At 64.3% G+C, this 22,316-nt stretch carries 17 protein-coding genes; 6 read left to right on the forward strand and 11 right to left on the reverse strand.

The genetic code is table 11. The annotated features are described in order from the left end of the window. Window positions 1–10: 10 nt before the first annotated feature. Complete coding sequence (locus tag JQ635_RS12005; protein ID WP_018642567.1) at window positions 11–487, reverse strand: Lrp/AsnC family transcriptional regulator; 477 nt, start codon at window positions 485–487, stop codon at window positions 11–13. 235 nt (window positions 488–722) lie between these two features. Between JQ635_RS12005 and JQ635_RS12010 the strand changes: the two genes are divergently transcribed. Then, window positions 723–2,048, forward strand: coding sequence for an NAD(P)/FAD-dependent oxidoreductase (locus tag JQ635_RS12010; RefSeq protein WP_211410066.1), 1,326 nt, complete (start codon window positions 723–725; stop codon window positions 2,046–2,048). Between the two features lie 47 nt (window positions 2,049–2,095). Here the strand turns inward: JQ635_RS12010 and JQ635_RS12015 are convergent, their stop codons facing one another. Continuing rightward, on the reverse strand, window positions 2,096–2,830 hold the full coding sequence (locus JQ635_RS12015) for an IclR family transcriptional regulator (protein ID WP_211410067.1): 735 nt from the start codon (window positions 2,828–2,830) through the stop codon (window positions 2,096–2,098). A gap of 254 nt (window positions 2,831–3,084) precedes the next feature. Here JQ635_RS12015 and JQ635_RS12020 point away from each other — a divergent pair, with 254 nt between their 5' ends. The 5 genes from JQ635_RS12020 to JQ635_RS12040 all read left to right on the forward strand — a co-directional run bounded on the left by JQ635_RS12020 (window position 3,085) and on the right by JQ635_RS12040 (window position 10,750). Further along, the gene (locus JQ635_RS12020; RefSeq protein ID WP_211410068.1) at window positions 3,085–4,431 is read left to right on the forward strand and encodes an MFS transporter; all 1,347 of its coding nucleotides are present in this window, start codon (window positions 3,085–3,087) and stop codon (window positions 4,429–4,431) included. A 19-nt stretch (window positions 4,432–4,450) separates the two neighbouring features. Beyond that, the gene (locus tag JQ635_RS12025) at window positions 4,451–5,782 is read left to right on the forward strand and encodes an NAD(P)/FAD-dependent oxidoreductase (RefSeq protein ID WP_246583466.1); all 1,332 of its coding nucleotides are present in this window, start codon (window positions 4,451–4,453) and stop codon (window positions 5,780–5,782) included. Window positions 5,783–5,838: 56 nt separating this feature from the next. Further along, window positions 5,839–7,890 carry a hydantoinase/oxoprolinase family protein gene (locus JQ635_RS12030; RefSeq protein ID WP_211410070.1) on the forward strand — a complete coding sequence of 684 codons (2,052 nt, stop codon included), beginning with the start codon at window positions 5,839–5,841 and terminating at the stop codon, window positions 7,888–7,890. A gap of 13 nt (window positions 7,891–7,903) precedes the next feature. Next, window positions 7,904–9,913, forward strand: coding sequence for a hydantoinase B/oxoprolinase family protein (locus JQ635_RS12035; RefSeq protein ID WP_211410071.1), 2,010 nt, complete (start codon window positions 7,904–7,906; stop codon window positions 9,911–9,913). Between the two features lie 96 nt (window positions 9,914–10,009). Then, window positions 10,010–10,750 (forward strand): ABC transporter substrate-binding protein, encoded by a 741-nt coding sequence (locus JQ635_RS12040; protein ID WP_211410072.1) that lies wholly within the window; start codon window positions 10,010–10,012, stop codon window positions 10,748–10,750. A 109-nt stretch (window positions 10,751–10,859) separates the two neighbouring features. On the opposite strand, the gene JQ635_RS12045 is transcribed toward JQ635_RS12040, so the two are convergent. The 9 genes from JQ635_RS12045 to JQ635_RS12085 all read right to left on the reverse strand — a co-directional run bounded on the left by JQ635_RS12045 (window position 10,860) and on the right by JQ635_RS12085 (window position 22,222). Next, a complete protein-coding gene (locus JQ635_RS12045; RefSeq protein WP_211410073.1) occupies window positions 10,860–11,495 on the reverse strand; it encodes a response regulator transcription factor in 636 nt (211 codons plus the stop codon). A 168-nt stretch (window positions 11,496–11,663) separates the two neighbouring features. After that, window positions 11,664–12,293: a response regulator transcription factor gene (locus JQ635_RS12050; protein ID WP_211410074.1), complete on the reverse strand. Its 630-nt coding sequence runs from the start codon at window positions 12,291–12,293 to the stop codon at window positions 11,664–11,666. Between the two features lie 60 nt (window positions 12,294–12,353). Beyond that, complete coding sequence (locus JQ635_RS12055) at window positions 12,354–13,559, reverse strand: ATP-binding protein (RefSeq protein ID WP_349631857.1); 1,206 nt, start codon at window positions 13,557–13,559, stop codon at window positions 12,354–12,356. Between the two features lie 391 nt (window positions 13,560–13,950). Continuing rightward, window positions 13,951–14,199, reverse strand: a complete 249-nt coding sequence (locus JQ635_RS12060) for a hypothetical protein (RefSeq protein ID WP_211410075.1) — start codon at window positions 14,197–14,199, stop codon at window positions 13,951–13,953. Window positions 14,200–14,213: 14 nt separating this feature from the next. Then, window positions 14,214–15,017 carry an outer membrane beta-barrel protein gene (locus JQ635_RS12065; RefSeq protein ID WP_246583467.1) on the reverse strand — a complete coding sequence of 268 codons (804 nt, stop codon included), beginning with the start codon at window positions 15,015–15,017 and terminating at the stop codon, window positions 14,214–14,216. A 176-nt stretch (window positions 15,018–15,193) separates the two neighbouring features. Further along, window positions 15,194–16,459 carry an arginine deiminase gene (gene arcA, locus JQ635_RS12070; RefSeq protein WP_211410076.1) on the reverse strand — a complete coding sequence of 422 codons (1,266 nt, stop codon included), beginning with the start codon at window positions 16,457–16,459 and terminating at the stop codon, window positions 15,194–15,196. A 14-nt stretch (window positions 16,460–16,473) separates the two neighbouring features. Further along, window positions 16,474–17,907, reverse strand: a complete 1,434-nt coding sequence (locus tag JQ635_RS12075; protein ID WP_211410077.1) for a basic amino acid/polyamine antiporter — start codon at window positions 17,905–17,907, stop codon at window positions 16,474–16,476. 164 nt (window positions 17,908–18,071) lie between these two features. Next, complete coding sequence (locus JQ635_RS12080; RefSeq protein WP_211410078.1) at window positions 18,072–21,137, reverse strand: efflux RND transporter permease subunit; 3,066 nt, start codon at window positions 21,135–21,137, stop codon at window positions 18,072–18,074. Then, a complete protein-coding gene (locus JQ635_RS12085) occupies window positions 21,134–22,222 on the reverse strand; it encodes an efflux RND transporter periplasmic adaptor subunit (RefSeq protein WP_211410079.1) in 1,089 nt (362 codons plus the stop codon). The genes JQ635_RS12080 and JQ635_RS12085 overlap by 4 nt, the downstream gene beginning before the upstream one ends. Window positions 22,223–22,316: the final 94 nt, after the last annotated feature.

Genomic DNA, 22,316 nt, shown 5'->3' on the forward strand with positions numbered 1-22,316 from the left:
GCAGCCGACATCAAGCCGGAAACAGGCTGGTGAGCGGCATCTGCGAGCGGACGATGGGCGATTTGAGGACGACGAAGCTGAAATACTTGTCGATGCCAATATCCATGTCCGTCAACCGCTCCATGATCGTCTGGTACTCGCCGATGCTGGCGGTGACGAACTTCAGCATGTAGTCGTAGCCTCCCGAGACCAGATGGCATTCGATCAGCTGGTCGACCTTGTCGACCGCCGACAGGAAACGAGCGAAGTCGATCTGCCGATGGTTCTTCAACGTCACTTCGGTGAACACCGTCAGCGTCTGTCCCAGCTTGCGCACATTGATCTGGGCGGCATACCCCTCGATGTAGCCCTCGGCCTGCAGTCTCTTCACGCGCATGAGGCACGGGCTGGGCGACAGATTCACCAGCTCGGCAAGCTCGACATTGGTGATGCGACCGTTCTTCTGGAGTTCGTGGAGGATCTTGATGTCGATCCGGTCCAGCTTCATGGGTGACTCTCCATTGAGCACGCGCCGGAGGGCGCAGCAGAAAATTGGGCACAATGAGGCAAAAGCTCACTTATCCTGCGTCTATTGTCCACCGCTGACATCATATGGCCCGGCCAGAATACAGTTTTGTAGCCCCCCAAGGATGCAGCATAAAGTGCTGAGCTGCCATCGAATCCGGCGCCGCGCGGGGCGATCTGCGGCTTACGATGCGCCGAGCGAAATCTAGGAAGCCAGGATGCCCGCACCGCTCAGCCACATCGAGACCTCGCCGGAGCTTCCCCGTAGCGCCGACGTGGTGGTCATCGGAGGCGGCATCATCGGGGTGTTCGCGGCCTACTATCTCACCCTGCGAGGGCTCGGCGTCGCGCTCGTGGAGAAGGGGCGAATCGGGGCCGAGCAGTCCAGCCGCAACTGGGGCTGGTGCCGGCAGCAAAATCGCGATGCCCGCGAGTTGCCGATGGCGACCAGGAGCCTCGACCTGTGGGAGAGCTTTGGCGCCGAAAGCGGCGAGAGTACCGGTTTCTCTCGCTGCGGCCTTCTGTATCTCAGCAACGACGAGGCCGAGCTCGAAGGCTGGGCGCGCTGGCGCGACTTCGCGCGGACGGTCGGCGTCACCACGCACATGCTCGATGCAACCGCAGCAACGCAGCGAGGCGCGGCGACGGGACGCACCTGGAAGGGCGGCGTGTTCTCGCCGACCGACGGCATCGCCGATCCCGCCAAGGCGGCGCCGGCGGTGGCGCGGGCCATCCTCAAACGCGGAAGCACCGTGCATCAGATGTGCGCGGCACGCGGGCTGGAGACCGAGGGCGGCCGCGTGAGCGCGGTCGTGACGGAGCGCGGCACAATTCGCACGCGTGTTGCCATACTGGCGGGCGGCGCGTGGTCCTCGTCCTTCTGCCATCAGGCCGGCATCCGTCTTCCGCTCGCCTCGATCCGCTCGTCCATCCTGTCGGTGTCGCAAGGTGCGATAGGCCTGCCGGATGCACTCCACACTGCCGCTGTTTCGGTGACGAAACGCGGCGATGGCGGTTATACGCTCGCCATCAGTGGTCGAGGCCGCGTCGATCCGACTGCGCAGCAGCTGCGCTTCGCCCCGCAATTCCTGCCGATGTTTCGGCGGCGCTGGCGCAGTCTGCTCCCGGGTGGCCTCGAAGGCGTCAGGTCCGGACACGAAACGCTCCAGCGTTGGCGCGTGAGCGAGCCGACACCGATGGAGCGCATGCGCATTCTGGATCCCATGCCCGATCGAAACACGATCGAGCTCACGCATCGGCGCGCGATCGCGCTGTTGCCCGCCCTGAAGGACACCAGGATCACCGCCGCATGGGGCGGCTATATCGACTCGACGCCCGATGGCGTGCCGGCCATCGGAGAAACGTCCGGCCTGCCTGGGCTGATATTGGCCGCGGGCTTCAGCGGCCACGGCTTTGGCATCGGTCCCGGAGCGGGGCACCTCATCGCGGATCTCGTGACCGGCGCCGCGCCGATCGTCGATCCCCAGCCCTATCGGCCAGATCGCTTTGCCGGACTTGCAGTCGGAAAGGTCTCGGACTTCTAGGGATCGCAACCGAGAGGCGCGTTGCTGCGAAGCCATGGGACGCAGGCTCAGCCGATACTGATCTTGCGCGCCGTCGCATTGACCATGTCGCCCCAGATCTTCTCGTTCTGCTCGACGTAGCGGGAAGCGGGCATGGAGATGCAGAGGCCGCCGACCGGCCGGCCCTGCGAATCGAGAATCGCGGCACCAATGGCGCAGACGGCGGGACGATAGCAGCGAAGATTCAGCGAATAGCCGCGCGCGCGCACGCGATCGAGTTCCGCGCGCAATGCATCGGGGTCCGTGATCGTGTTCTCGGTATAGCGCTTCAGGCCGCGCTGGATGATGGAATCGATTTCCTCCGGCGAGAGGTGCGCCATCACGGCCGTCCCGATGGCGGTCGCATGAATGGGCGATCGATCGCCGATCGGACTGAAGGTCCTGACACTCTGGGTACAATCCGCGCGATCGATCAGAAGCATCGCATCGAGCCCATCCAGGATCGACAGATGCACGGTCTCGTTCACCTGGTCGCGCAATTCCTGCATCGGCTTGCGGGCCGCGGCGTAGAGCTGTCCGGCTTGGAGCTCGGGCACCTGAAGGTGGAGCACGCGATGGCCGATCTGCCAGCGCGTCGCCTCGCCGCCGACCGGGCGCAGCCAGCCGGTCGTCGCGAATGTCTGCAGGATGCGCTGCGTGGTCGATTTGGGCAGGTCGAGGCGGCGCGCAAGCTCGCTCACGCCGACCGGTTGCATCTCCGCCACCGCTTCCAGAACTTCCAGGCTCTTCAACAGACTCTTCATCACCCTGACCGCGATTTCTGCGGAGCCGTCCGGCCGCGTTCGCCATCCCGCGGGAATGGCCCCGAGCGCGGCCCATAGCACACAGCCGGCTTTCCTCGACAGCGCTTGCCATCCCTTCAGGTCCTTGCTAGCGTCATAAATGGAACGACGTTCCGTATTGTGGCACAACTGCTCGGCCGGGGCAAGACGTGCACGCGGCACTCGTGCTCGACGGTCCGCGCAAGCGGACGGGTCCAACAAAAGGAGTACCGGCATTGACCCGAGACGGAGCGACTGCCCCCGGCCCAATCACCCGCCGCCTTCAGCTGAAGGCGATCTCCGGCGCCGTGGCCGGAAACCTCATCGACTTCCTGGATTTCGCGATTTTCGGCCTGCTGGCGAAGGTGATCTCCACGACGTTCTTCCCGCCCGGCGATCCGACCGTGGCCCTGCTGCAAACGATGATGATCTACGCGTCGAGCTTCCTGATCCGGCCGCTCGGCGGAATCGTCATGGGACGCGTGGGTGATCGCCTCGGGCGCCGTTCGGCCCTCTTCATCTCGGTGAGCGGCATGTGCGTCGTGACCGCTCTCACGGCATTCCTGCCGAGCTACGCCGTGGCCGGCAGCTTTGCGACCGCGGGTCTCGTGTTCTGCCGACTCGCGCAGGGCTTCTTCGCAGGCGGCGAGTACACGGCCGCGACCGCCTATATCGTCGAACAGGGAAGCAGCCAGCACCGGGCGCTGCGGGCCTCTTTCTCTCCCGCCGCCGCCTATTCCGGCACCGCAATCGCGGTCGGCATCTTCACACTCGTCTCGGCCGTCATCGGTGCAGAGAGCATGGCCAGCTGGGGCTGGCGCCTGATGTTCGGGCTTGGCGTGCCGCTTGGGCTGCTGGGTCTCTGGATCCGCACCCAGATCGATGAATCGCCGGAATTTCTGGCGATCGAGGAAGAACGCCGTCGTCTTCGCAGAGAAGCGCCGCCGCTCTCGGCCGTGGTCCGCAGCCAGTGGCGGCGCATGCTGTTCTTCATCAGCATCCTCATGAGCCACACGCTGTCGAACTATCTCGTGCTCGGCTTCCTTGCGACATATCTCACCAACTTCGTGAAGATCGGCGAGACGCACGCATCCCTGGCGATCTTCATTGCGCAGCTGGTGCTGATGGCGAGCACCATCTTCTATGGCTGGGTCAACGACACCGTGGGGCGGCGGCCGACGCTGCTGGCCGGCTGCGTGCTCGTGATCCCCGCGATGTTCCTCTCCTTCTATATCGCAGGCTTCGCCACGCCGGCGAGCGCGATCGCCGCCGCCGTCATTCCGGTGCTGGTCTATCCGCTGATCACCAGCGGCATGACGATCGGGCTCGTCGACATGTTCCCGCGCGAGATGCGTGTGACCGCGAGCGGCATCGCCTACAACACCGGCACCGCGCTGTTCGGCGGAACAGCGCCTCTGGTCGCGTCGTTTCTCATCGAGCGGACCGGAACGCCCTACGCCGTTCCCTGCTATGTCGCGGTGATCGCGACCATCTCCTTCATCAGCGTCTTCCTCTACTACGACCAGAGACGCTCCACGCCCTATGTCGTCCCGGCCGCGGCCGTTGCCGATCCCGTGTCGTAAGCGCTGGAAAGATGCAACGATGACGGCTCGGTCCTCCATCTTCGCTCCGGACTTTTCGGAGACTCCCTATTGGTGGGACGACTGGCGTCCGAACGACGCCGGCGATGGCGGCGTGCCGCGCGAGACCGATGTCGCAATCATCGGTGCCGGCTATGCCGGCATCTCCTGCGCACTTGAACTCGCCGCTCACGGCACCGAGGTCGTCGTGCTCGAGGCCGGGCTTCCCGGCATCGGCGCCAGCACCTTGAGCGGCGGCCAGGTGACCGGCGGCGTGAATGTCGGCAAGAGCATGTCCAAACGCGTCAGCGCGGCGGCCGCGGCCGCCGGCAAGGCCACGGTGGAGGACAGGTTGCGGGAGGCCGCGGCCGGCTACCGCTTCCTCGAGACATTGATCGCGCGACATGGCATCGACTGCGACTACCGCCGTTCGGGCCGCATCGCCGCGGCGTGGACGGCCGCGCAGGTTCGCACCTGGGAAGGACGGATCGCCAGGCTCAACGCACATACCGACAGCGACGTGCGCATGCTGGAGCGCAGTGAGCTGCGCAGCGAGCTTGCGGGCGAAGTCTATGTCGGCGGCGCCTTGATCAACGGCGCGGGACATCTGCATCCCGCAAAATTCTTCGGCGGGCTGCTCGCGGCCGCCCTCGCTGCCGGCGCGAAACTGGCCTGCCATGCGCCCGTCACGTCGATCGAGCGTGCCAGCGCCGGCTACCGGATCGTGACCGGCCGCGGCGAGATTCGCGCAAGACGCGTCGTCATCGCGACCAACGGCTACACGGGCGCGGCCACGCCCTGGCTCAAGCGACGTCTCGTCCCGGTCACGTCCCATCAGATCGCGACCGAGATCCTGCCCGCAGAGCTGCGAAGGTCGCTCATCCCCAAAGACCGCGGCGTCGCCGAGGCGAACCGGGTGACGGCCTACTACCGCTATTCGCCCGACGGACAGCGCTTCCTGTTCGGCGGTCGCGCGCGCTTCTACCCGCTCGACCGCAAGGCGAGCGCAAGGATCCTGTTCTCGCAGATGACGGAACGCTTCCCGCAACTACGCGATGTGAAGGTGAGCCACAGCTGGGGCGGCAAGGTCGCGGTGACGCTGGACGCCCTGCCCCATCTCGGGCGCGATCCGCAAGGCTGCTACTACGCCGCCGGCTGCAACGGCAGCGGCGTCACCACGATGACCTGGCTCGGCCATCGGCTCGCACGCCATCTGCTGGGCGAACACGATCTGGCACTCGACGCCTTCGGCACGCCGCTGCCATCCCATCCGCTCTACCACGGCCAGACGTGGTTCATGCCGATTCTCGGCAGTTATTTCCAGCTGCGCGACCACATGGAGAAGCGCCGCTGAAGCCTTTGCCCGCCCGCGGGCATGGTTCGACACGATCTAAAGGAGAGACCTGAACTATGGGTTTGAGAATAGGCGTCGATATCGGCGGCTCCTTCACCGATTTCGCAGTGCTCGATGAGCGCAATGGCACCGTGCGCAGCCTCAAGGTGTTCTCGCGCCCGGACGCGCCGGGCCGCGAGGTCGCCGATGGCATGCGCATGCTCGGCGAGCGCTACGGGATTGATCCCGCCGAGGTCGTGCATTTCACTCACGGCACCACGGTCGGCGTCAACGCGGTCGTGCAGCGCAAGGGCATCCGCCTCGGGCTGATCACCAACCGCTATTTCGAGGACGTCCTCGTGCTGGCGCGTCTCAAGACACCCGACATGTATCATCTGATGTCGGCGCGGCCGGAGCCGCTCGTGCCACGCTATCGCACCTTCGGCATCGACGGGCGGCTGGACGCCGAGGGCAAGGAGCTCGAGCCCATCGATGCGGCAAGCGTGCGCGAAGCGGTAGCGGGGCTGAAGCGAACCGGCTGCGAGGGCGTCGTCATCTCGCTGCTGCACGCCTACCGCAATCCCGAGCACGAACGACAGGTGCGCGCGATCATCGCCGAAGCGGCGCCGGAGCTCTTCGTCTCCTGTGCGAGCGAGGTGTGGCCGATCATCCGCGAATACGAGCGCACCAACACGGCGGTGATCGGCGGCTATGTGCAGCCGGTCGTCTCGAACTACCTGACGTCTTTGCAGGCGGCATTGCGCAGCTCCGGCGTGACCGCGGATCTCAAGGTCACCAAATCGAACGGCGGCGTGATGAGCGCCGAGCGCGGCAAGACGGATTGCGTCCAGATCGTGCTTTCAGGCACGGCATCCGGCGTGATCGGCGCCGCCTGGGTCGCGCAGCTTTGCGACCTGAAGAACGTCATGAGCCTCGATATCGGCGGAACGACCGCGGATGTCGCGCTGATCGTCGGAGGCGAGCCGCAATACGCGACGGGCGAATATATCGGCGACCATCAGATCCACATCCCGTCCGTCTCGGTGACCTCGATCGGCGACGGTGGCGGATCGATTGCACGTGTGGATCCGTTCGGCGTGCTCAAGGTGGGACCGGAGAGCGCAGGTTCGACCCCGGGCCCGGTCTGCTACGGGCGCGGCGGACGCGAGCCTACCATCACCGATGCTTTCGCCGCCATCGGCGTGCTCGGTCAGACCGCACTCGGCTATGATTCAGTCAGGCTCGACGTCGCTGCCGCGCGCGAGGCCATCGCGCCTCTCGCCGCTCGGCTCGGCGAATCGATCGAAGCCGTTGCCGAGGCGATCATCAATGTGTCGATCTCGGGCATGTATTCGGGGATCAGCCGGCTGATCTCGCGTTTCGGGATCGATCCCAGGGAGTTCGCGCTGATGGCCTTCGGCGGCGCGGGTCCGATGCTCGCCTGTCATCTCGCGCGTGCGCTCAATATGGAACAGATCACAGTGCCCTTGACGCCGGGCGTGCTGAGCGCGCTCGGAGGCCTGATCGCCGACACGCGCAACGATTTCGTCGCGGTCGCCTGGTGCACGCTCGGAGACGACGATTGGGAGTCGCTCGAGCGCACGCGGCTGGCCCTGGAGCAGGAAGCGCTCGATTGGGTGCGCGCCGAGGTCGGCGCCGGACCGGTGCCGGAGCTGACCTACACCGCCGAGATGCGCTACCAGGGCCAGTCCTTCGAGATCGAGACCGCGTTCGACGCAGAGGCGATGCGCACGAAGGATATCTCTGCCCTTCGCGAGGCTTTCCATCAGGCCCACGAGCGTCTCTATCGCTACCGCGACGAGAAGGCCGTCATCCAGGTGGTGGCGCTGCGCGTCGTGGCCAAGGTTCGCACGCCGCGTCCGATGATCACCCCCATTCCGGACTCGACGGGGCCGGCGAAGCCCGCCGCGACGGTACCGTGCTGGATGGATGGCGCGATGCGGCAGATGCCGCTCTATCGGCGCGAGACGCTGCGCGCCGGCGACCGCTTCGCAGGGCCCGCGATCATCGCACAGGACGACACCACCACCTGCGTGCTCCCCGACTTCGAGGTGAATGTCGACCGCTGGGGCAATCTCCACATCATCAATCTCGCCGCGAAGGCCTAAAGGATTTTGAATCATGGCACTCAGTGGTTCCGCTCTCCAGATCTTCGCCAATTACTGCGTGGCCGCCGCGGAGAGCATGGCCTACACGTTGATCCGCACGGCGCATTCAACCTTCGTGAAGGAGACTGAGGATTTCTCCTGCGCGCTGATCACCCCGGAGGGGCTGGCCTTCGCGTCCCCGAAGACGCTGGGAGCGACGTGGTACATCGGCCTCGACTACGGTCCGGTGCTCGGGCGGATCGGCGAATATCGCCCCGGCGACATCTGCATGACCAACGACGCCTATAGTGGCAGCGTAGCGACGCATACGCCCGATATCCTAATGTGGAAGCCGGTGTTCTACCGGGGCGAGATCGTCTGCTATGTCGGCGGCCATATCCACAACACCGACATGGGCGGCGCGGTCCCGGCATCGTTGTCGCGCAGGCTGACAGAGATCCAGCAGGAAGGCATCCGCTTTCCGCCCTGCAAGATCGTCGACCAGGGCGAGCTCGACGAAGGCCTGCTCGACATCATGACCATGAACGTGCGCGCGCCGTCGCAAAATCGCGGCGACCTGCAGGCGCAGATCGCCATGCTAGTGAACGGCGAAAAGCGCGTGCTGGAGATCATCGAGCGCTTCGGCATCGACGACTTCAAGGCCGGCATGTACCAGGTGATGGATTACGCCGAGAAGCAGGCCGAGGCGGTTCTGAAGACAATCCCCGACGGCGAGTACTTCTTCGCCGAATATGCCGACGAGGACAGCGAGGGCGGCAAGCCGATGCGCCTGGCGCTGACGCTGACGATCGACAACGGCCGGGCCGTCATGGACTATACCGGCAGCGATCCGCAGCTCGCCTCTTCGCTGAACATGCCGACCGGCGGCATGCCGCGCCATGCGCTGGCGCTGGTCGGCTTCCACTATGTTCTCTACACGCTGGACAGCGATATCCTGCTCAACTCCGGGCTCGACCGCGTGGTTCGCTGCATGCTGCCGGAAGGCACCGTCGTCAATGCGACGGCGCCGGCAGCCGTCGGCATGCGCAGCCTGACCTGCAAGATCACGCACATGCTGACTTTCGGCGTGTTCTCCCGCGCGATACCCGAGCGCCTCCCCGCCTGCTCGGCCGGCGGCATGGCGATCGTCACGGTGAAGACGATGGACCAGGCCGGGCGCGGGGTCATGGCCTCGCTTGGGCCGGTCGGCGGCGGAGCGGGCGGCATGGCGAATGGTGACGGCAGCGACGGCTCGGGCGCCAACAACGCCTTCCTGCGCAACACGCCGGTCGAGATCAACGAGCTGGAAGTGCCGATCCGCATGCGGCGCTATTGCCTCGCGCCGGACTCCGGCGGCGCCGGAACCTATCGCGGCGGCCTCGGCCTCATCATGGAGTTCGAGGTATTCACGCCGGGCACCACCGTCACCGCACGCAATCGCGATCGCACCTATTTCGCCTCCTGGGGCGTCCTGGGTGGCGGTGCCGGCGCCAACGCGATCTTCACCAGGAATCCCGACGGTCCGGACACCGAAGCGCTCGGCAATACCGACGTGGTGCCCTGCAAGCCTGGCGACCGGATCCGCCTCGTGGGTGCCGGCGCCGGAGGATTTGGCGATCCGCTCCTGCGCGAGCCACGCCGCGTGCTGATCGATGTTCTCTCGGGCTACGTCTCGCTCGATGCGGCGCGAGCACTATACGGCGTCGTCATCGAGGGCAGCCGCGTCGATGAGGACAGGACGCGCAGGCTGCGCGAAGAGATGCGGAAGGCGCGGCCGGAGCAAGAGGCCGTGTTCGATTTCGGCAGCTATCGCACCGCCTTCGAGGCCCGTTGGACCGAAGCTCGCTACCGCGAACTCACCGACATTCTGGCGCGACTGCCGGTGGCATGGCGGTTCTTCGTCAAGCATCAACTGTTCGACGCACTCGACGCGCGACTCAAAGCCGGCAGACACGAAGAGGATGCCAGTCTGGTACGAGAGCTCTTCGAAGAATTGGCGGCGCGCTATCCCACGCTGCGCACGGAGCGGCAGGCGGCAGGCTAGCTGCAAACGCCACCCATCGACCGAAGGAACAACAGAGTGGCCCGCTAGGGAATATTCGCGTCTCAGGATCTTCAGCGACAACTGGAAAGGTGACCCATGATTTCTCGCCGACTTCTTCTTTCAATGATGGCAGCTGCGCCCGCAGCATCGTTGAACGGCATCGGCAGGGCCGAAACATTGATGCAAGTCGGCTCGACGCCGACAGGCGTGCCTTTCACGTTCCTGGACACTGCATCCGGAACCATCCAGGGCATGATGATCGACCTCATTCATGCCGTCGGCGACGATCTGAATTTCAAGGTCCAAATCCAGCCGATGGGATTCTCGTCGCTCATCCCGGCATTGACCTCGGGCAAGATCGAGATCATTTCGGCAGCGATGTCGACCTCTCCGGAGAGAGCCGGGGTCGTGGACTTCACCGACCATCCGAGCGAGGACAAGGCCGCGTATCCCTCCATTCAAGCGATGCAGGGCTATCGCGTCGGGGCGCAGGTCGGCACGCGCTATCTCGACCTCTTGCAAAAGAGCGGCGTCTTTTCCGAGGTTCGTTCATACGAAACGATCGTCGACATCATCACGGACGTAGCTGCGGGCCGCCTGCAAGCGGGCTTTGGTGACGGACCGATCCTGGGTTACCAGTTCAGCCATGCCAGCTATCCCAAGGTGCGGCTCGTTAGCGAGTACAAGCCCTTCGTCGTCGGTCCGGTCAACATCGGTGTTCGCAAGGGACAGGAAGCACTGGTGACCCGGATGAATGCCACCATAGCCAGGTTCAAATCGGATGGAACGCTCGCCAGGATCCTGGCGAAGTGGAATCTCCCGACATCAGCGAGTTAGACACCGGACGAGGCATCTTCGCCGTTGCGCCGAACGTATCATGAGCGAGTTCAGGATATGGTCATCATACGCACCCGAGCGCTGTCTGGTGCGGCACATCAGCATCCGTTCAGGGCGAGACCAGCTTCTTGCGCACGGCATAGCGCACCAGCTCGGCGGTGGACGACATTCTGAGCTTGCGCATGGCCGAGGCGCGATGGGTCTCGACGGTCTTCACGCTCAGATTCAGGATCGCGCTGATCGACCTGTTGGTATTCCCTTCCGCGATCAGCTGGACCACGCTCTGCTCGCGTGATGTCAGCAGCATGTCGGCCCGGTTCTGCTTGTTCGCCTGGTAATCATGCAGCAGCTTTTCCAGGAGGACGCTGGTGAAGTAGGGCCTGCCGTCGAGCAAGGCTTCGATAGCGGAAATCAGGTGCTTGCGAGCATCGGACTTGAAGAGGAAGCCGCGAATACCGGCGAGGATGGCCTCCGTCAGGAGTTCCTCACTTTCGTGCATGGTCAGGATCAGCACCTCGGTTCGCACATGCAGCGTCCTGAGGCGACGGCTGACCTCCAGGCCGTTCATGATCGGCATGGAGTAGTCGACAATCACGACGTCCGGTCGGGTTTCGAGCGCCAGCGCGACGGCCTGCTCGCCGTTGGTGGCCTCTCCGCTCACGATCCAGTCGGAACGCGTTCCAACGATCGCGCGAAGGCCGGAACGTACGATTTCATGATCATCCGCAATCAAGATGCGTTTCACGACATCGTTCCCGTTTGCCGGCTCCTATCCGACCGGGCGGACAACGGCAGTGACCGGCCGTAGGGTCAAGCGATCATACGGCGCCCTGCGGCCAGCGTTATCCAACAAAACCCTGAGATGTCCCGGCGAAGGTACTGACGCCCAGGGTCGGCTCGCCGACGTCACCGTTCAGGCCTCGACCAGCCCGGTCCGGACCGCGTATCGGACGAGGCCCGCCGTCGAATTCACCTCGAGCTTGCGCATCGCAGCCGCCCGATGCGCCTCGGTTGTCTTGACGCTGAGATTGAGGATCGCGCTGATCCCCTTGTTGCTGTAGCCTTCCGCAACCAGCTTGACCACGAGCTGCTCGCGCGCCGTCAGCTCGTGATGCCGCTCGCCGTTGGCGCCCGATCCGCGGTCGAATTCCGTCACGCAGCTCGTGGTGCAGAACGGCCGGTGCAACAGCAGCGCCTCGACCGCCGCAAGCAACAGCTTGTTGGCATCCGACTTCACCAGGAACGCACGCGCGCCGGCCTCGAATGCCTGCTGCGCGATCAGGCCCGAATTGTGCACGGTAAAGATCAGGACCTCGGTCTGCAACGGATAGTCCTTGATCCGCCGCGCAGCCTCCACGCCCGTCATGCGGGGCATCGAGAAATCGAGGATAGCGACGTGAGGCTGGCTCTCGATCGCCGCGGCGACCGCCCGGCCGCCATCGGTGACCTCGGCCACCACTTCCCAATCCGCCCGCTGTTCGAGCACGGCCCGCAAGCCGGACCGTACCGCTTCGTGATCGTCGGCTATGAGAATTCGTTTCATGGCAGCACGCTCCAAATCCTTCACGGCGGTTCGGCCGCCCTTCCGGCCTGCCGCCGCGGGCTAGTGTTCTTTCGCTGATCGTGTGCCTGCGTGGGCCCTCATGATGGTCGTGGCTCTTCGCCGGTTCCGCCCGTTCGCCGCGAGACGACGCGGAAACATCGCGCACAGGACGGTTCCGGAAAGTGGCGCGGTCCCGCTGGACCGGATGTCGAGCGTACCTCCGATCTCATGCAGCCTCACCCGCATCGCGGGAATGCCGACCCCGGTCGACACGGCCTTGTGGCCGCGCCCGATCGCATCGGGAAGACCGCGTCCATTGTCGCTGATCGTCAGCACGAAATGGCCGTCGGCGAGGTCGATGACGATGGCCACCTCCGTCGCCTTCGCATGACGGAAGACGTTCGTGAGACCCTCCTGAATGACGCGCAGCAGCGAACGCTTCGTTTCATACGGCAACCGATCGACATCCGGCACGATGTCCACGGTCACGCGCAAGGAACTGCGCGCCGCAAATCCTTCCGCGTATCGCTCGATCGCGGCCTTCAATCCCTCACCCGCCAGATTCCGCGGATGCAGAAGATAGGCAAAGGCGCGGAGTTCCCGGAGGGCTTCATCGATCGACGCGTCGATGTCGTCGCAGAGCCGCTCCGCAAGGGCCGCGTCGCCCAGATTGCTCCGCATCCGCATCAGGCCAAGGCTGGCGGCGATCAGATGCTGACAGGTCGAATCGTGCAGATCGGATGCGATCCGTTGCTGGATGCCTTCCTGCATGGCGAGCAGACCGACGTCGATATCGAGCCCGTCGTCGCATGCGGCGGCGTTCTTGAAAGGACCATTGCGCAGCTCGCGGTGGCTGCCGATCAACCGGACCACACCGCCGTCTACGATCGGCCTGACCGTCGTTTCCATCGCCCGCGGCGACCCGCCGAGCGCGAGTCGCTGGCGGATCCTGACTTCCGTTCCCTCCGCGAGGCCCGCCTGAAGCGCCTCACAGACGGACCTTGCGTCGTCCGCACTTATGCAATCGAAAACGTCCATGTCGCTGACGTCTTCCGACGATACGCCGAGCCGCGACTCGAACGCCGGATTGATTCCCTCGTAGGCGAAGTGTCCGCGGAAGGATGGCCGCGCGGCGAAGAGAAGATCTGCCGAAGACGTCCAATAGAGCTCGTCGATCGGTTCTTGCGAACCTATGCGCAGCCAGTTCTTCAGACCGGTTCGATCCGACTCACTGTCGGGACAGCCATTTGGCTTCACGGTACGCACTCACTCTATTCCGGCGACGCCCGATATTGGCGACGATATCGCAGGTCCCCTCCCCGCCCCACCGGCGAGACATCCGCCACCGGATCCGGAAGACGCACGCCGTTGGGGCCGACCAATCATACACCCCGCCGCGGGGCCACACCATCAGGTAGTATTATTTCCAGATTGAAATCTCGAATTCGTGAGGCGTGCTTTCCGCGGCGGGCGCTATGCAGTTTGTGCCACGCCCGCGACGTCAAATCCGATGCAACAGAGATTCAAAATCAAGATGTGGTTGGCCGCGAGGTCATTGCGGCAACGTGGTTGCACCGATACGCAGCAGCACGCCTTCCGCAATTTGCCAGCACCATTCGCGGCGCTCGACAGCGCGTCGGGCGCGATGCAGACCAGCCTAGCGGCTGCTGCTCGTGCCTGACTTCTTCTTCCTCGCTGCTTTCGCCGCTGGTGCGGGGCGGGTCGGCGCAATATCGAGGGGATGCGACGGCTGCTGCAGACGGTGCGTTGCGGCGTCGTCCCGAAGCGCATCAGTATCGAGACGCTGGCCTCGATCCACCGCATCGCGCGGATCGGCGAGCGCCACCGATGCCGACAGACTTCCGGCGACGATGCAGGTCAGCGTCAACAGGCGTCTTGCGAGCATCTTTCAGGTCTCACTCAAAAGGCGAAATCCAGGCGAGGGCCGATGCGAACGTCCCTGTACCGCCGCAGCGGAACGTTCGATGTTCGCGCCTCGTATAGCACGGTGGTCGTGAGCGCCACATTGCTGGCGAAGTTATACTTCAGGCCCACATCAACCGAATAGAGCTGATCCTGACGGCCAGTGTTGAGCCCATCGGTGAACCAGTAGGCCTCGAACAGCGGTGTGCTCACGACCGACCATCTGGGATCGAGCTTGACCTCGATACCGAGCACAGCGTCAAAGCGCCAGCGGCGCGCTTCCGCGAGGTCCGAGAAGCGATAGGTCAGCAGCAGCAGCGGCGAGAACGTCGTGTTGTCGATACGGAAGTCGCGCGCCACCGAGCCCATCACATCATGAGACGCGAATGCGAGGTCGCGGTAGACCCCGTCGAAATCATATCGGTTTTCATAAATGGCGGAGAAGCGCCAGCCATTCCAATTCTCGGTCAAACGCGCGCCCATGCGCGCCACGGCGAAGTTGCCGTCCTTCTCCCGCGAAAAGGCTTCGTACTGGGCGCGCGCGTAGAGGCGGTAGGACAGATCGTTGGTGAGGTTTCCGTCCAGCCTGACACTGATGTCCGGCTCGTAGTAGATGTCCGACTTGCGGTTGTCGCGGGTGAAGAGCGCGTTGTCGGTGAAGGTCGGCGAGATGGAACCGACGACGCTCCAGGACGGCGCGGAATAGTAGGGGGCAGCGGCAAGCGGGCTCGTCTTGAACTCGTTGAGATCTAGGTCCGCCGCCCTGGCCGTGCCCGCACCGAGTAAGCCGAGGACGGGCAAGCCGACGATCGGCGGAAGAAATCCAGAGCTTCGCATGGCGCCCACCTCCGATGCTGCTGGGCAGACCGGTTTGGCGCCACGCTGCGCAAGGATTGTGGCGTGTTAATGTCACATTTTTAAATCACTGGTTGATGCGATCGATCAGTGTTCGGTGGAGGCCGCGAGGTCGCGCACGCCTAGTAGTCGACCGCATCCCTGATGATCGGACATGTCATACAATGACCGCCGCCGCGCCCCCGTCCGAGCTCCGCGCCGACGATGGTGATCACCTCTATGCCCTCCTTGCGCAGCAGCGTGTTTGTGTAGGTGTTGCGGTCGTAGGCAAACACGACGCCGGGGGAGGCGCAGACCAGATTGGCGCCACTGTCCCACTGGGTTCGCTCGCGCAGATAGGCATTCCCGCCGGTCTCCACGACACGCAGCTTCTTCAGGCCGAGCGCTTCTGCGACGACGTCCACGAAGGGCTTCTCGTCCTTGCGCAACTCGAGGCCGGCCGAATTGTCGGCCGGTCGATAGGAGAATGCGGTAATGTTGTTGACGATATCGGGATAGAGCAGCACGCAATCACGGTCGGCGAAGGTGAAGACGGTATCGAGATGCATCGCCGCGCGGAGCTTGGGCATCGCGGCCACGATCACCCGCTCGGCCGCCTTCTTTCTGAATAGCGCCGCAGCAAGCTGACTGATCGCCTGCCGCGAGGTCCGCTCGCTCAGCCCGATCAGAACGTTGCCCTTGCCGATCGGCATTACGTCACCGCCTTCCAGCGTGGCGAGGCCGTGATCCTGCGTCGGATCCCCCCACCAGACATTGACCTTGCCGGCGAAGTCCGGGTGGAACTTGTAGATAGCAGTGGCGAGGATCGGCTCTTCATGGCGCGCCGGCCAGAACAGCGAGTTCAGCGTCACGCCGCCATAGATCCAGCAGGTGGTATCGCGCGTATACAGCGTGTTCGGAAGAGGCGGCAGCAGATATTCGGTCATGCCCGCCGCTTCCCGGATCAGCCTGAGCATCTCACCGCCATGGGCCTCGGGAAAATCGTGGGTCGACAGTCCGCCGATCAGGGTCTCCGCCAGCTCACGAGACTTGAGGCTTTCCAGATAGCCGCGCAACTCGTCGATCAGCCCGAGCCCGACCTGATTGGGAACCACCTGGTTGTCGAGAATCCACTTCCTTGCCTCCGGAATGGTCACGGTGTCGGTGAGCAGATTGTGCATCTCGACGACATCGATGCCGCGGTCGCGCATCTTCTGCACAAAGTCGAAATGATCGCGCTTGGCATTGTCGACCCACAGCACATCGTCGAACAGCAGAGTGTCGCAGTTCGTCGGCGTGAGGCGCTGATGCGCGCGGCCCGGCGAGCAGACCATTACCTTGCGCAGTTGACCGACTTCCGAATGAACACCGAACTGGATCCTTGAATCCGACGTCTGCGCTGTCGCCATGGGAGATGCCTCGCCTAGATGGTGATGTAGCCGGTGACGAGGCCATGAATCCCGACCACGGCGCCTATCACGGCCACGATGAAGATGACCCAATCGATCGACGTGAAGATCTTCGCCTTTTGCTGGAGGCGCGCCCAGAAATACAGCGCCGTGCCGGGAGCGTAGAGGATCGCCGACAGGAGCAGATATTTCATCCCGGCGGCATAGATCAGGAACAGCGTGTAGACGACGGCAATGCCGGTGAAGATCAGGTCGCGTCGCCGTTCGCCCGGGCTCTTTTCGTAGGTCTCGCCCCGCTTGACCAGCAGGAGCCCATAGGCGGCAACCAGAAAAAACGGAATGAGGTTCATGACGCTCGTCAAATTGAGCATCAACGCGAAGGCATCCCGCGACCAATAGGTGCTGATGACGAACAGCTGCACGACGATATTGGTGAGCCAGAGCGCTGCGGCCGGCACCTTGTTGGCGTTCTCGGTGCCGAACACGCGCGGCATATCCCTGGTCCGGCCGGCGGCGGAGAGCACCTCGGCGCAGATCAGAGACCAGGCGAGATAGGCTCCTAGCACCGAGACCAGAAGTCCGATGCTGACGAAGACGGCGCCCCAATGCCCGACCACCGCCTCCAGCACCGTTGCCATCGACGGCTGCCGCGCGTCGGCGATCTCGGCGCGCGGCAGCACGGCATAGGGCAGCATCGTCACGAGCACCATGAGGCTCGTGACGACCGCGAAGCCTATGATCGTCGCGGCACCGACATGGGACCGCTCCTTGGCGTAGCGGGAATAGACGCTGGCGCCCTCGATCCCGAGAAATACGAACACCGTGACCAGCATGGTCGCGCGGATCTGATCGAACAGACCCTTGTCCGGCATCCCCTCGCCTCCCCAGAAATTGGCGCGGAACAGGTCGACCTTGAAGGCAAACGCCAGGATGACGATGAAGATCAGGATCGGCACGATCTTGGCGATGGTGACGATAGTGTTGATCGCGGCGGCCTGTTGCACGCCACGCAGGATCATGAAGTGGAACAGCCAGATCCCGATCGAGGCGACGATGATCGCGGCGACCGTATTGCCGTCACCAAACACGGGAAAGAACGCGCCAAGCGTCGACTTGATCAGAACCCAGTAGGACACGTTGCCGATGCAACTGCCGGTCCAGTAGCCGAGCACCGACAGAAAGCCGGGATAGTCGCCGAAACCCGCCTTCGCGTAGGCGTAGACGCCGGCATCGAGATCCGGCTTTCGCTCGGCCAGAGTCTGAAACACGCGCGCCATCGTGTACATGCCGCCGCCCGCGATGCACCAGGCGAAGATGGCGCCAAACGGGCCGGTGGCTATGCCGAACGTCCGCGGCAGCGAGAAGATGCCTGAGCCCACCATGGAGCCAACGACCATTGCCGTCAGTGCGAACAACGAAAGCTTTTGGGCCGTTGGCGTCGCAGTCATGGAGGGACCTCGAACCGCGAACGATGACCGGTGCCGTGACCCGGTGTTCTCACCGACGTCCTGGCCGGCGCTCATTCCGAGGCCGAACCATGCGCCCTGGCATGAAGGCGGCCTATCAGGTGATTACCTAGTCGGAGTCCGGGATTACCCTCGCGGCACGACGCTCAGGCCGCGCTGGCCGCATCGGGGGCCGCGACTGGCTCCTTTCCGCCTGACCAAGCCACATACAAGGTCGGCAGAAAGACGAGCGTCAGAACGGTTGCGACGAGCAGTCCGCCCATGATCGCAAAGGCCATCGGCCCCCAGAAGACGGTCGGCGCAATCGGAATCATGCCGAGGACGGTGGAGACCGCCGTCAGCATGATCGGACGAAAGCGGGAGCTGCTGGCATCGACCGCGGCCTCCCAGGGGCCCTTCCCTCGCGCGCGTTCGGCCTCGATCTGCCCAATCAGGATCACCGCGTTCTTGCTGATCATGCCGAGCAGCGCGAGGACGCCGAGAATGGCGACGAATCCCAGCGGCCGTCCTGACAAGAGCAGCGCCGCGACCACGCCAATCAGACCAAGCGGTGCAACGCTGACCACCATCAATAACCGCGGGAAGCTCTGCACCTGGACCATCAGAACCGTGAACATGACGAAGAGCATCACCGGCACGACAGCCATGACGGATGCCTGGGACTTCCGACTCTCCTCCACGGTGCCGCCGACCACGACATCGTAGGACGGCGGCAGCGTCGCCCTCAGCTTGGCGATGGCGGGAGCCAGCGTATTGACGATCCTCTCCGGCAGCACCCCGTCGGGAATGGCAGCTCGCACCGTCAGGGTGGGCACGCGGTCGCGCCGCCAGATCAAGGGGAATTCCTGATCGTATTCGAAAGAGGCAAACTGGCTCAGCGGAACGGTCCGGCCACCGGGGATCGGCACCTGCAACGTTCGCAAGCTCGCCAGCGAGACACGCTGTTCGTCCGTCGCACGGACCACGACGTTGACCAGATAGATATCGTCCCGAACCTGTGTGACGGGTGTACCGGTGATCACGGTGTTCAGGACGGTAGAGATCGCCTGCGAACTCAGACCGAGAAGGCGCGCCTCATCCTGATTGACGCGGATGCGCACCTGGCGATTCGGCTCCATCCAGTCGAAGTTCGTGCTTCTGGCGCTGGGTTCGGAGGCGAGGATCCGCGCCACCTCGAGCGCGATGTCGCGCACCCGCTCGACGTCGGGGCCGCTGACACGATATTGCAGCGGCCATCCGACCGGGGGGCCGAGGCCAAGCGGCGAAACCGACGAGATCGCGTTCGGGAATTCATTCGCCAGGAACCGCTCCAGCTTGGCACGCAAGCGCTCGCGCGCCGCAACGTTTCTGGCGACGACGACGGCCTGGGTAAAGAACTCGTTCGGCAACTCGACGCTGAGAGGCAGATAGAAGCGGATCGCACCGCGGCCGACATTGGTGCTCCAATGCGCGACGTCGGGATCACCGGTCAGCGCCTCGTCCAGGCGCTTGGCCGCGGCTTCGCTGGCGTAGATCGAGGCGTTCTGCGGCAGGCTGACGTCGACGAGCAGCTCCGGCCGGTCGGACAGGGGAAAGAACTGCTGCGGAATCAGTGGAAGCGCGAGCATGGATGCGACGAAGAGCGCCGCCGTCCCGCCCAGCGTCAGCCATTTGGCGCGGATCGCCAACACCAGAAAGCGCCGATACAGCCGGAAGACCGCTCCGGGAGCGGCAGCACCGGTCTGCTTCGGCGGCAGAAGGATGGCGACGCCCAGCAGCGGCGCGAAGATGACCGCGACGAACCACGATGCCAGCAGTGCGATCGCAACCACCACGAACAGCGAGAACGTGTACTCGCTGGCGGCGCTGGCGGCAAAGCCGACCGGAATGAAGCCGGCGATGGTCACCAGCGTACCGGCCAGCATGGCGAGCGCATGGGTACGGAAGGCGTAGCTCGCGGCCGCTATCTTGCTGTCGCCCAGTGCCAACCGATTGAGCGTGGCATCTGTCGTCGTCATGGCGTCGTCGACCAGCAGCGCGAGCGCGATGATGAGGGCACCGAGCGATATTCGCTGCATGTCGATGCGAAGAAGCTCCATGCTCGGAAACACGATGGCAAGCGTGAGCGGAATCGCCAGCGCGATGACGAGGCCGGGGCGAAGGCCGAGGCTGACGAAGCTCACCGCGAGAATGATGGCGATCGCCTGCACCAGCGAGGTCATGAACTCGCCGATCGCCTTGTCCACCACGACGGCCTGATCGGCAACCAGGCTCGGCTCGATTCCGATCGGCAGATCGGCGGTGATGGCTGCCATTGCGGCTTTGACGTTCCTGCCGAGAGCGAGGATATCGCCGCCATCGCGCATGGCGATCGCGAGCCCGATTGCCGGATGGCCGTTGACCCGGAACAGCGGCTGCGGCGGATCGGCGTAGCCGCGCCGCACCGCCGCAAGATCGCTCAGGCGGAGCATGCGACCGCCGGCTGCGAAGTTGATGCCGGCGATGTCCTGCTCGGACTGGAAGCTTCCCGATACCCGAAGCGAAATTCGCTCGGAGCCGGTCTGGATCGTCCCGGTCGGCATCACGACATTCTGAGCCTGCAGAGCGGCGATCAGGGCTGTCCGATCGACGCCGAGATTTGCGAGCTCCTTCTTGGAGAATTCGACGAAGATCACCTCGTCCTGCGCGCCCAGCAGCTCGATCTTCGCAACGTCTGGCACGCCCAGCAGGCGCGATCGGATCGCCTCGACCCGGTCACGCAGCTCGCGCTCGGTAAACCCGTCGCTGGTGAAGCCGTAGACGATGCCGAAGGTGTCGCCGAAATCGTCGTCGAACGCCGGGCCGACAACCCCCGCAGGAAGCGTATGGCGGATGTCGCCGATCGTCTTCCGCACCTGATACCAGGTATCGGCGACATCCCTTGCGTTGGCGCTCCCCTTCAGGTTCACGAAGATCGTGGTGAGGCCGGGCCGGGTGAAGCTGCGCAGGAAGTCCAGATGCGGCGTCTCCTGCAATTGACGCTCGAGCCGCTCCGTCACCTGCTTCATCGTCTCTGCGGCCGTCGCTCCCGGCCACGCTGCCTGGACGACCATGGTCCTGATGGTGAATGCAGGGTCCTCGTTCCGGCCGAGACGGACATAGGACAATGCGCCGGCGAGCACGGCGACGAGCATGAGATAGATGACGAGCGAGCGGCGCTCGAGCGCCCATTCCGAGAGGTTGAAGCCGGTCATGGCTCCGACCCGAGCACGCGCACCTTCTGGCCCGGGTGAAGTGCCTGAACGCCCGCGGTCACGACGATCTCGCCGGCGTCGAGCCCTTGCGAGATGATCACCTGGGCCTGATCGAACCGTAGCACATCGACGTTCCGGGCAGAGACCGTCTTGGTCAGGGGATCGAGGATCCAGACGGCCGGCTGTTGGTTCATCCTGGTCAGCGCTGTTGCGGGAATGTCGATCATCGGTCCGGCGCTCGCCTCGGCACGACCGACCACCGTGGCTCCCAGCCGCATCGCGGCGGGCGGATCGCTAAGTCCCACCCTCACCTCGAAGGTCCGCGTGACCGGGTTTGCCTGTGCGGCAACCTGCCGGATGCGCCCCTGCGCCGTCACTGCCGGATCGTCCGTCAGGCTGACCGTCACTTGCAGATTGGCGGGAGCCGCTCGCACCAGTTGGGCGGGAACCTCGAAGACCGCATCGCGGCCATCCTGCCGCGCAATCCGCGCAATGGTTTGTCCCGCCTGGATCACCTCGCCGGCCGCCGGCCCCGTCTCGGTGATCTTGCCCGGCGCATCGGCCCGCACCTCGGTGAAGTTGACCTGGTCGTGGGCGGCGCTCAACTGGGCCTCGGCCGCGTCGACCTGGGACTGCGCCGTCTGTTGCGCCTGCGTCGCCGCCTCGAAATTGGCGCGCGTGGTCCATCCCTGCGCGAGCAATGTCTGCTGGCGTTCGAAATGATTGCGTGCCTGGGTGAGCTGTCCTTGCGCGGCGGCGAGGGCCGCTTTCGCCTGGCGCAGCGCGTTCACTTCGTTCTGCGATTCCAGTTGCGCCAGAAGCTGGCCGGCCTCGACGCGATCGCCGAGCCTGGTGTTGTTCGCGAGCAGCCGTCCGGAAATTCGGAACGCAACACTGATCTCATCCTCGGCTTCGACATGTCCGGTGAAGACGAACGGCGTCGGCGACTCCCGCTTCTCGATCGTCGTCGTGCGAACCGGTCGTGGCGCCGGCGCAACGTCGCTGGCCGCTTCCCTTTCGCAGGCCGCCAGCAGCAGCGATGCCGCGCCTGCAAGAACCATCGTCGTGAGCGTCCGCGTCGGCATGACATGATCACCGGTCGACTTCACCGGATTTGATTCTGCCGAGGAGCCATCGTCCTTGTATCGGTAAATCTACTGAGGGCTCGTGGATACAATC

The organism is Bradyrhizobium iriomotense, from assembly GCF_018130765.1.
In the GTDB taxonomy this organism is placed as follows: domain Bacteria; phylum Pseudomonadota; class Alphaproteobacteria; order Rhizobiales; family Xanthobacteraceae; genus Bradyrhizobium; species Bradyrhizobium iriomotense_A.

Bases quoted from the DNA above. Each gene is read 5' to 3' on its own strand.
- JQ635_RS12005 (WP_018642567.1), bottom strand. From the start codon at position 487: ATGAAGCTGGACCGGATCGACATCAAGATCCTCCACGAACTCCAGAAG.
- JQ635_RS12010 (WP_211410066.1), top strand. From the start codon at position 723: ATGCCCGCACCGCTCAGCCACATCGAGACCTCGCCGGAGCTTCCCCGT.
- JQ635_RS12015 (WP_211410067.1), bottom strand. From the start codon at position 2,830: ATGAAGAGTCTGTTGAAGAGCCTGGAAGTTCTGGAAGCGGTGGCGGAG.
- JQ635_RS12025 (WP_246583466.1), top strand. From the start codon at position 4,451: ATGACGGCTCGGTCCTCCATCTTCGCTCCGGACTTTTCGGAGACTCCC.
- JQ635_RS12030 (WP_211410070.1), top strand. From the start codon at position 5,839: ATGGGTTTGAGAATAGGCGTCGATATCGGCGGCTCCTTCACCGATTTC.
- JQ635_RS12035 (WP_211410071.1), top strand. From the start codon at position 7,904: ATGGCACTCAGTGGTTCCGCTCTCCAGATCTTCGCCAATTACTGCGTG.
- JQ635_RS12040 (WP_211410072.1), top strand. From the start codon at position 10,010: ATGATTTCTCGCCGACTTCTTCTTTCAATGATGGCAGCTGCGCCCGCA.
- JQ635_RS12050 (WP_211410074.1), bottom strand. From the start codon at position 12,293: ATGAAACGAATTCTCATAGCCGACGATCACGAAGCGGTACGGTCCGGC.
- JQ635_RS12060 (WP_211410075.1), bottom strand. From the start codon at position 14,199: ATGCTCGCAAGACGCCTGTTGACGCTGACCTGCATCGTCGCCGGAAGT.
- arcA (WP_211410076.1), bottom strand. From the start codon at position 16,459: ATGGCGACAGCGCAGACGTCGGATTCAAGGATCCAGTTCGGTGTTCAT.
- JQ635_RS12075 (WP_211410077.1), bottom strand. From the start codon at position 17,907: ATGACTGCGACGCCAACGGCCCAAAAGCTTTCGTTGTTCGCACTGACG.
- JQ635_RS12080 (WP_211410078.1), bottom strand. From the start codon at position 21,137: ATGACCGGCTTCAACCTCTCGGAATGGGCGCTCGAGCGCCGCTCGCTC.
- JQ635_RS12085 (WP_211410079.1), bottom strand. From the start codon at position 22,222: ATGCCGACGCGGACGCTCACGACGATGGTTCTTGCAGGCGCGGCATCG.